This is a genomic window from Frankia sp. CeRuru1 (assembly GCF_977966315.1).
Genome location: NZ_CDWWEW010000180.1, coordinates 1 through 10,068, shown reverse-complemented (window position 1 = coordinate 10,068; position 10,068 = coordinate 1). Strand labels below are relative to the sequence as shown.

The following is a 10,068-nucleotide window of genomic DNA, read 5'->3' as shown; positions in this document are numbered from 1 at the left end:
CGTTGGCTGCGGGCGGGCCAGGCGGGCCGGGCGGGCCAGGCGGGCCAGGCGGGCCAGGCGCGGCGAGCGCGGGCCGGTCGATCTTGCCGGCCGCGGTCAGCGGCAGCTCGGCGACGTCGACGAAGGTGTCCGGGACCATGTGCTCGGGCAGCCGTTCGGCCAGGCAGGCGCGCAGGTTCGGTGGGCCGCTCGCCCCCGCGCGCACGCAGTACGCCCGCAGCTCGCCGTCGTCCCCTGCCTGGCCGGGGACAAGGACGACGGCGGCCTGGCGGATCCCAGGCTGGCCGCACAGCACGTTCTCGATCTCCTCCAGCTCCACCCGGAAGCCGCGGATCTTCACCTGGTTGTCGGCCCGGCCGAGAAACTCGATCTCCCCGTCGGCGCGGAACCGGCCCAGGTCTCCGGTGGCGTACATCCGGCTGCCGGGCACCGGGCTGAACGGGTCGGGCACGAACTGGTCCGCGGTGCGGCGCGGATCGTTGAGGTAGCCCCGGGCCAGCGGCAGCCCGCTGATGAAGAGCTCGCCGGCCGCGCCGAGCGGCACCGGGTTGTACTCGGCGTCCAGGACCCGGAGCTGAGTGTTCGGGTTCGGCCGCCCGATCGACACGCGGGCGGTGGCCTGGTCCGGGTCGAACACCCGGCAGGAGACGCCGATCGTCGCCTCGGCGGGCCCGTAGCCGTGGTAAAGCCGGGCCCGCCACCGCTCCCGGAAGCGCCGGTAGGCCTCGTCGCGCAGGACCTCGCCCCCGCACCAGACGTGCCGCAACGAACGCCCCGCCTCCACCGCGTCCGGACACTCGAGCATCGCCCCGAGCGTGGACGGCGCGACATAGCAGAACGTCACCGAATGGGCGCGGATGATCTCGAGCAACGCGCCCGGATCCGCCTCAGCCCCAGGCGGCGCGATCACCATGAGCGCCCCGGCGACCAGCGGCAGGAGGATTTCGTTGATCGAGATGTCGATGCTCAACGGCGCTTTGTGCAGGACGACGTCATCACCGGTGAGGCCCAGCAGGTCGACCTGCCAGCGCAGCCGGTTGCAGATCGCCTGATGACGGATCATCACGCCCTTGGGTGTCCCGGTCGACCCGGAGGTGTAGATGACGTAGGCGAGGTTCTCCAGGTCCACGGCGGGGTACGGGTCCACGGCGGGGTACGGGTCCGGGTGCGGGTGCGGGTTGTCGGCCGAGACCGCCCTGGCGGGCGTGCCGCCACCGGCGGTGACGAGCCGGCCGGCGGGGTCCAGCCGCAGCAGCGGCACGAAGCCGGCGCTGGCCGACAGCTCGGGCGGGGCGCCGGCCGCCCCGGCCACCACCGCCGCGATCCCGGCTTCGTCGGCCACCGCGCTGATGCGCCGGGCCGGCCAGGAGCCGTCCAAGGGGACGAACGCGCCGCCGGCTCGCAGCACACCGAGCAGGGCTACCACCTGGGCAGCCGAGCGTGGCAGGCACACACCGACGGTCACCTCCGGGCCGACCCCGACCGCGCGCAACGACGCGGCGACGGCTTCGGCCCGCCGTTCGAGGTCGGCGTAGGTGAGGGTGACGGCCACGCCCGCGCCCGCGTCGGCGCCCGCCAGACCGACAACGGCGGTCGCCTCCGGCGTCCGGCGGGTCGCCTCCGCCACAAGAGCGGTGAGCGAGCGCTCGACGAGCGGATCCACCCGCCCGCTGGAGAAGTCGTCCGCGACCGGTCGCCGCTGGTCGAGGTCGGTCCCGCCCCGGCCAACGTCGCCGGATGGACCCGAAGTAGGGATGGAAGACCGTCTCGCGACCATGGTTTTCCCTTCCGTTCAGGCGGAACTCGTGGCGACCGGCCCGCGGCCCGGCGCCGGATCCGGGCCCTCGAGCCCGCCGTACCGGCCGGTGCGCGCCGGCGCGGCGGCGCCGGACGAGCCGCCGCCGCGGCCTGACATCCGTCGCCGCAGGCTGCGTGGCCGCAGATCGGTCCAGCTCAGCTCGATGCTGTCCAGGCAGTGCTGCCGGGTTCCCGTGACGGGCGTGTCGAACCAGCCGAGCGCATTGCGTCGCCCGTACGGCCACACCGAGTACTGCTGTTCCTGGTTGACGACCACCTTGAACAGGTCCGTCGCGGCCGGGCCGGGCCGGGCCGGCCCCACTTTCCCGACCGCCGCCCCGGGCGCTGTTCCGGGCGTCTCCCCGGCGGCTTTCCCAGCGCTTGTTCCGGCCGTCTCCCGGCCGGGAGCGGCGTGGAACGGGCATTTCTCTGCGACCGATGCGTCGTCACGCAGGAAGTACTGCTTCCATTCCCGGTTGTCCGGGTCACCGTACGAGCCCAGCAGGGGCGTTGAATCCACCTCATCCATCCGCCTGAGACGCTCGCGGATTATTTTCCGCGCGGCGGCGCCCCGCGGGCTGGTCGGCTCCAGCCCGGTGAAGACCCAGCGGGGCTGGAACGTGATGGTGAACACCAGGTTGCTCCGGCTGCGTAGCCGGTGGTGAGCCGGCGTGTTACAGACGACAAAAATCGGGGTGCCGCGGAAACTGAACTCCCAGCCGGGATCGTCGATGTCGGTCGGGATGTCCGACGGCCAGGGCTCGCCATCGCTGTCGTGCAGGTAGCGCAGCACCGACCAGAATCGCTGTTCGTAGGAGAGGACGTCGTCTGGCTCCGGCCCCGCCGTCCCGCCGCCGGATCCGAAGAAAACCACGAGGGAGGTGTTCCGCGATATCGACTGGTACACCGAGAGATAGGCGGCAAGGATATCCGGCAGTACGGACCAGGTCCGTTCGTCGTGCAGATCGTCGACGAAACCGAACCGCAGCCCGCCACCATGGGCCGCGGCCACCGCGAAAACGCAGGGGAAAGGCTCGGCGTCGGACCGCAGCGTCGCCATGATATCCCGCGCGCAGGCGGCGCCCCAGCCTGGCATCGGGCCGATGGCCAGGTCCAGGATCTCCTCTCGGTATGAATCGGTCGTGCTGGTCATACTAACCCCACGAAGTTTCGGCCTGTCTCGCACTCTGCTTTCTCTCTTTCCTCAGCCGCGGGCCGGTCCCGACCGGCGGTCGCGATGTGGATTTAGTTCCGGCCGGCCGAAGCGGTTGCCGGTGATTTCGCCGCCCCCCGGTGCGCGGCGCGGGCGGCGAGTGCGTCGAGCGCCCGTAGCCACGCGGCCGCGAGGTTGCCTACAACCGCCGCCCCGGGCCCATCCGGCCCCGCCGTCCACCGCGCGCTCAGCTCGGGGCCGCCCGGGCCGTCGAGGGCTCGCACGATCAGGCTCAGCGGGAATGGATCGGGCGCCTCGGCGTTCCAGTCGGCGAAAAACTCCTCGTCCTCGGCGGCGACCGACCAGTCCGCCACCTCGCCCCGGGCCAACCGACCCACGTAGTTCAGGTAGATCGTCGGTAGGGGAGCCGCCGAGAGGACCGGCGCGGTCCGCGGATTGAGGAAGCGCAACATGCTGTAATCGGTTCCGCCGTCGGGGATCTGGGTCATGAGCTCGCGCACCCGCGCCACGGCGGCGTCCACGGCCCACGCACCGAACGCGACGCCGTCGTCGGCCAGCCACTCGAGCAGGAACGGGTAGATCTCGGCCATCCAGCCGACCGTCCGGGACAAGTCCAGATGGTCGACGATCTGCTCCTGCCGGCCGTGGGCCTGGACGGCCACGACCATCCCCGACGAGCCGGCGGCGCCGGGCCGGGTCTGGTCGGCCACGGCCAGGGACAGCGCGGCGAGCAGGAGCTCGTCCACCCCGACCCCGAACGTGGCGGGAACCGTCGACAGCAGCGCGGCCGCCCGCTCCGGCGGCACGCTCACGGTGACCGCTTCCGGCTGGTCGACCCGGGACGGTCCGGCCGGTCCGGCCGGCTTGGCCGGTCCGGCCAAGTCCGCCGTCCAGGCCACCGGCGTGGCCCGGCCGAGCAGGTCCAACCAGAACGGCAGCCGCGCCTCGGTCTCGGTCGCGCGCGCCCGCTCGTCCAGGCGGCGCGCCCATCGGGCGAACGAGACCGGGACGGGCGCGAGCTGGGGCCGCCCGCCCGCCGTCAGCGCACCCGCCGCGGCCGCGAGATCATCCAGCACGATCGGCCAGGAGACGCCGTCGATCAGCGCATGGTGGATAATCAGCAGCAACCGGCCCGGGCGCTCGCTGCCCGCGTCCAGCCAGACGCAGCGAATGGCCTGCCCGCTGTCCGGATCGAGTTCGGTGTTGGCCGCCGCCGCCAGCCCTGAGATCAGCGCTCGGCCGCCCACGCTGTCGAAGCCGTCGCTCGCGGCGATGCCGGCGGCGTCGATCCGGCGGACCCAGGGACGGACGTCGACGCCGCCGCGCGGCGCGATCGCCAGCGACCAGGCGGGACCACCGTCCGCGCCGGTCGCCACCGGGCCGTCCGGGAAGGGGCCGTCCGGGAACGCGCCGGGTGAGTCCGAGCGGACGAGGCGGGCCCGCAGAACGTCGTGGTGGTCCACGACCGCTGTGATCATCGCGTGGAGCGTGGCCAGGTCCAGCCCGGCCGGGGTGCGCAGCAGCACCGGCGAGGAGAACGACGAGAACGTCGCCCCGCGGCCGCGCGCCGCCTGCAGCGCCGGAGTCGGCGGGACGAGGACGATCCCGGCCGGCTCGGAAGCCGGCTCGGCCGCGCCGACGGCGGGCGCGCGGGCCGTCCCGTTGGCGGCGGACGGTGCCCGGCGCGTGACAGCGGACGGTGTCCGGCGCGTGACAACGGTGGCGAGCGTCTCGGGCGTGCGGTGGCCGAACAGCAGCCGCGGGGTCACGGTGAGGCCGGCGGCCCGGATCCGGTTGACCAGCCGCATGGCGACGATGCTGTCGCCGCCGAGGGCGAAGAAGTCGTCCTCGACGCCGACCTGCTCGGCCCCGAGCACCGCGGCGAAGGTGGCGACCAGGGTCGCCTCGATGTCGTTCCCGGGAGCGCGCCCGGGCGCCGTCGCGCCCGCGCCGCCGGCGACCGGCGCCGACGGCTCCCAGTCGGCGCTGGCCGGGACCGCGAAGGCCGCCGGCCAGCTGAGCTCCAGCCCGCTCACCGGCGCCGACGGGTCGGCGGCGACGGCGGCGAGAAGCTCCCGCAGCCGCGCGCCGATCCGATCGGCGCTGGACCGGTCGAACAGGTCGTCGCTGTAGGCGACGCCGATGGTCAGGCCGCCGTCGGCTCCGGCCCGTTCAATGAAGTCGAAGGACAGGTCGAACTTGGCGCTGGTCCGCCGCACCGGTTCGGGCCGGGCGCTGACCGCGTCGAGGGCCAGCTCGTCGACGGCGTCGGAGGCCGCCAGGTACACGATCATGACCTGGAACAGCGGATGGCGGGCCAACAGTCGCGGCGGGTTGACCGCGTCCACCACCCGGTCGAACGGCAGGTCATGGTGGTCGAGGGCGGCGAGGTCGCTCTCGCGGACCCGCCCCAGCAGCTCGCCGAACGACGGGTCACCCGACAGGTCGGTCCGCAGGACCACCGTGTTGAGGAAGAACCCGACCAGGTCGTCGAGGGTGTCGTCGACCCGGCCGGACACCGGGCTGCCGATGGGGATGTCCTCGCCCGCGCCCAGCCGGTGCAGCAGAGTGGCCACGGCCGCCCGCAGCACCATGAACAGGCTGGCGTTGTGGGCCCGCCCGACGGCGCGCAGCGCCGTGACGGCGTCGGCGTCGAGCGAGAGCTCGACGATCCCGCCGGTGTGGCTCGGCTCGGCCGGGCGGGGCCGGTCGCTCGGCAGCGCCAGCTCGGTGGGCAGGCCGGCCAGTGCCTGGCGCCAGAACTCCCGCGATCGGGCGGCGGAACTCGTCGGGTCGGTCTCGTCACCCAGCCGCGCACGCTGCCACAGCGTGTAGTCGACGTACTGGACGGGCAGTGGCGCCCAGTCCGGCGCGACGCCCGCGGCCCGCGCCCGGTAGGCGACGGACAGGTCGCGGGCCAGCGGCCGGTCGGAGCCCTCGTCGGCCGCGATGTGGTGGACCAGGAACTGCGCGATGTGCAGCTCCAGCGAGCACCGGACGACGGTCACCCGCATCGGTGGCTCGCGCTCGAGGTCGAACGGATAGGCGGCGGCCGCGGCGAGCAGGTCCGCCAGGCCATCCCCGCCCGGCTCCGGTCCGGGCCGGTCGCCGCCGGCCGGGGCCGCCCACTCGACCACCTCGAACGGGATCTCCGCGCCGGCCGGGTCGAGGATCCGCTGCACGGGCTCGCCGTCGGGAGCGGGAAAGACGGTCCGCAGCGCTTCATGCCGGGCCACCACGTCGTTCACCGCCGCGCGCAGCGCGGGCACGTCCAGCGGCCCGGTCAGCCGCCAGGTGATCGGGATGTTGTACGTCGGGCTGGGCCCCTCCACCTGCCCGATCACCCACAGGCGCCGCTGGGCGTACGACAGCGGCGGGTTCTCCGGGCGCCGCCGCCGGCTGACCGCCGGGCGGGCGGTGCCGGCCGCCTCCATCCGCCGCGCGAGCCGGGCGACCGTCGGGTCCTCGAAGACCGTGCGGGGGGTGATCTCCACGCCGAACGCCGACCGGACCGCCGCGCACAACCGCATGACGAGCAGCGAGTGGCCGCCGAGGGCGAAGAAGTCATCGTCGAGGCCGACCCGGTCGACGCCGAGCACGGCCGCGAACCGCTCGGCCAGCAGTTCCTCGCGCGCGTCGCGGGGCCGGCGGCCGGCGGCCGGCGCCGGGGCGGGCGGCTCGGGCAGCGCCGCCCGGTCCAGCTTGCCGTTGACCGTGCGGGGCAGCCGGTCCAGCGCGACGAACGCCTGCGGGAGCAGGTACGCCGGCAGCACGCGGGCCGCGTGGGCCCGGGCCGACGCGACCGGGTCCGGGCCGCTCCCCGGCCCGGGTACCAGGTAGGCGACGAGCTGGAGCGCGGGCGGGGCATCCGGGCGGAAGACGACCGCCGCCGTCCCGACGCCGGGTGCCGCCTCCAGCGCCCGTTCGATCTCGCCGGGCTCGACCCGGAACCCGCGCAGTTTGATCTGATCGTCCGCGCGCCCGAGGAAGGCGAGCGAGCCGTCGGGCCGGCGGCGGGCGAGGTCGCCGGTGCGGTACATCCGCGCGCCGGGCGCCCCGAACGGGTCGGCCCCGAACGGGTCGGCCCCGAACGGGTCGGCCACGAACCGGCCGGCCGTCAGGCCGGGGCGGCCCAGGTAGCCCCGGGCCAGCCCGGGACCGGACAGGTACAGCTCGCCGGCCACCCCGTCCGGGACCGGCGCCAGAGCGGCGTCCAGCAAGTAGGCCCGGGTGTTGGCGACAGGCGCGGCCCAGCCCGGGTCCGGGCCGGTGCCGGCCGGCGCCGGCCCAGCGCCGGCGCTGTGCCAGCCGTAAGCGTCGACCGAGTACTCGGTCGGCCCGTACAGGTCGTGGGCCACCATCCCGGGAATGGAGCACAGCCGCTCCCACAGTGGCGGCGGGGTGGCCTCGCCGCCGACCAGCAGCACGCCCGGCCGGTGGCTCGTCGTGCCGGGGAACCCCGGCCGGAGGAACCCCTGGCTCATCAGCTCCTGGAGGTAGGTCGGGGTCAGGTCGAGCACGTCGATCCGGGCCCGCTCGATGTAGTCGACGAGGGCGGCCGCGTCCCGCGCGGTGAGCTCGTCGACGACATGCACCTCGTGCCCGGCCAGCAGCCACAGCAACGGCTCCCACGAGCCGTCGAAGCTGAACGAGGCCGCGTGCAGTACCCGCTGAGCGTCCCGGTCCGGGCCGGCGGCGTGCTCGGCCGGCCCGATGAGGTCGACCAGGTGGGAGACGAACAAGTTGACCAGGCCCCGGTGGGTGCCGACGACCGCCTTGGGGACACCCGTGGACCCCGAGGTGTAGATCACGCTGGCCGCGCCGGCCGGGTCCGGCCGGGCAGCGGCGGGACCGGCTGGACCGGCTGGACCGGCTGGACCGGCTGGACTGTAAAGGGCGGGGTCGTCGAGCGATAGGACAGGAGCGGCGACGGCCGGCAGCCGGTCGGCCAAGGCCCGGGTGGTGAGGACGACGCTCGGTGCCGCGTCGGCCAGCAGGAACGCCAGCCGCTCCGCCGGCTGCTCGACGTCGATCGGCAGGTAGCTCGCGCCCGCCGCCAACACACCGAAGATCGCCGGGACCGTCAGCGCGCGGGGCAGCGCGAGCGCCACCACCGCCTCCGGGGGGGTGCCCAGCCGGGAAAGCCGGCCCGCGATCCGGCCGACCTGGGTCGCCAGCTCGGCGAACGTCGTCCGGCTCTCGGCGGTGACCAGCGCGACCCGGTCGGGATGGGCGGCCACGGCCCGGGTGAGCAGGTCCGGCACGGTCGTCCTGGCGCCGCCGGGACCGGCGGGACCGGCGGGGTCACCGGGGTCACCGGGGTCACCGGGCAGCGCCCGCTCCGGGCCGGCGGCGCAGCGCAGGGCGGCCGCCCGCTCCTCCTCGTCGGCGATCTCCAGCCGGCTGACCGGTCTGTCGGGGTCACGGACGATCTCGGCCAGCAGGCGGAGCAGCCGGTCGGCCAGCCGGGCGCCGCCGGCCGGCTCGATGACATCGGTGGCGAAGTCGACCAGCACGGTGATCTCGTTGCGGACGGCCCGGTCGACGAACGTCACGTCCAGGTCGAACTTGGCTGTCCCGGCCTCGGGGTTGATCCAGGTCACCGGCCCGCCGAGCAGCTCCCGGCCGTCGTCGGCCAGGTGGTGGTAGCCGGCCATCACCTGGAACAGCGGGTTGATCCCCGGTGTCCGGCGCGGGTTGACCGCCGCGACCACGTCCTCGAACGGGAGGTCCTGGTGGTCGAAGGCGGCCAGGTCGGTCCGGCGGGCCCGGCCCAGCAGATCCCGGAAGGTCGGGTCGCCGGTCAGGTCGGACCGGATCACCAGCGTGTTGACGAAGAAGCCGACGAGCGGGTCGAGCGCGGCGTCGGCCCGGCCGGAGACGGGTACGCCGATCGGGATGTCGTCGCCGGAGCCCAGCCGGTGCAACAGAGTCGCGATGGCCGCGTGGGCGAGCATCGACATGCTCGTCCCGGTCGCCGCGCACAGCGCCCGCAGCCCGGTCGCGACCGGGCCGCGCAGGACCCGGGCGGCCCGCCCCGACGCGCCGTCGCGTACGGCCGGGCGGGGCCGGTCCAGCGGCAGCGGGATCTCGTCCGGCAGGCCCCGCAGGGCGGCCAGCCAGAAGTCGAGCTGCCGGGCGGCCAGGCTGCCGTCGACGCCCGGATCGCCGAGCAGGGCGCGTTGCCAGAGCGTGTAGTCGGCGTACTGGACCGGCAACGGCGCCCAGTCCGGCGCGCGCCCGGCCCGCCGGGCGGCGTAGGCCGCGTCCAGGTCGAGCAGGAACGGCCGGTCAGACCACTCGTCGGTTGCGATGTGGTGCAGGACGACGACCAGCACGTCGTCGTCCGGGCCGCGCAGCACGGTCAGCCGTAGCGGCGCCTCGGCGGCCAGGTCGAACGGCTGGGCCGCCGCCCGGGTGATCCGGCCGGTCACCTCGTCGGGGCCGCACTCGACGACGTCGATGGCGGGGGTCGCGGCGACCGGGTCGAGGATCCGCTGGTAGGGCTGGCCGTCGACCGCGGCGACGACCGTGCGCAGGGCCTCGTGCCGGCCGAGGAGGTCGGTGACGGCGGCGCGCAGCGCGTCGACGTCGAGGCGGGCGCCGGTCCGGAACGCGAGCGGGTAGTTGTAGGCGCCGCTCCCGCCGGCCAGCGCCTCGACGAGCCACAGGCGACGCTGCGCCGGCGAGAGCGGGATCCGCTCGGGCCGCTCCCCCGCGACCAGCGGCGGGCGCCCGGTCTCGGCCCGGCCCGCGGCCTTCGCCGCCAGCGCCGCCACCGTCGGTGCCTCGAACAGGTCACGGATGGCCAGATCGACCTCGAGCGCGGCCCGGGCCCGGCTGACCACCCGAGTCGCGAGCAGGGAGTGGCCGCCCAGGGCGAAGAAGTCGTCCTCCACCCCGACCTCGGGCAGGCCGAGGACGTCGGCGAACAGCTCGGCCAGGGTGCGCTCCAGCGCCGTGGCCGGCGGCCGGCCGGAGCTCGCCGCCGCCACCGGCTCGGCTGGTGGCAGGGCGGCGACGTCGAGCTTGCCGTTGGCGTTGCGGGGGATGGCCGGCAGCGGCACGAACGCCGACGGGACCAGGTAGTCCGGCAG

At 74.9% G+C, this 10,068-nt stretch carries 3 protein-coding genes; all 3 read right to left on the bottom strand.

Annotation, left to right across the window (positions count from 1 at the left end; translation table 11 throughout):
- Positions 1-1,777 (bottom strand): amino acid adenylation domain-containing protein (locus AC08OP_RS14165; protein ID WP_476614616.1); only part of this gene is annotated, 1,777 nt, incomplete at its 3' end.
- Between the two features lie 15 nt (positions 1,778-1,792).
- A complete protein-coding gene (locus tag AC08OP_RS14160; RefSeq protein WP_476614615.1) occupies positions 1,793-2,950 on the bottom strand; it encodes a YqcI/YcgG family protein in 1,158 nt (385 codons plus the stop codon).
- A 92-nt stretch (positions 2,951-3,042) separates the two neighbouring features.
- A partial coding sequence (locus tag AC08OP_RS14155) for an amino acid adenylation domain-containing protein (RefSeq protein WP_476614614.1) occupies positions 3,043-10,068 on the bottom strand: 7,026 nt, incomplete at its 5' end.

Excerpts from the sequence above, each read along its gene's own strand:
- AC08OP_RS14160 (WP_476614615.1), bottom strand. The coding sequence starts at position 2,950 with ATGACCAGCACGACCGATTCATACCGAGAGGAGATCCTGGACCTGGCC.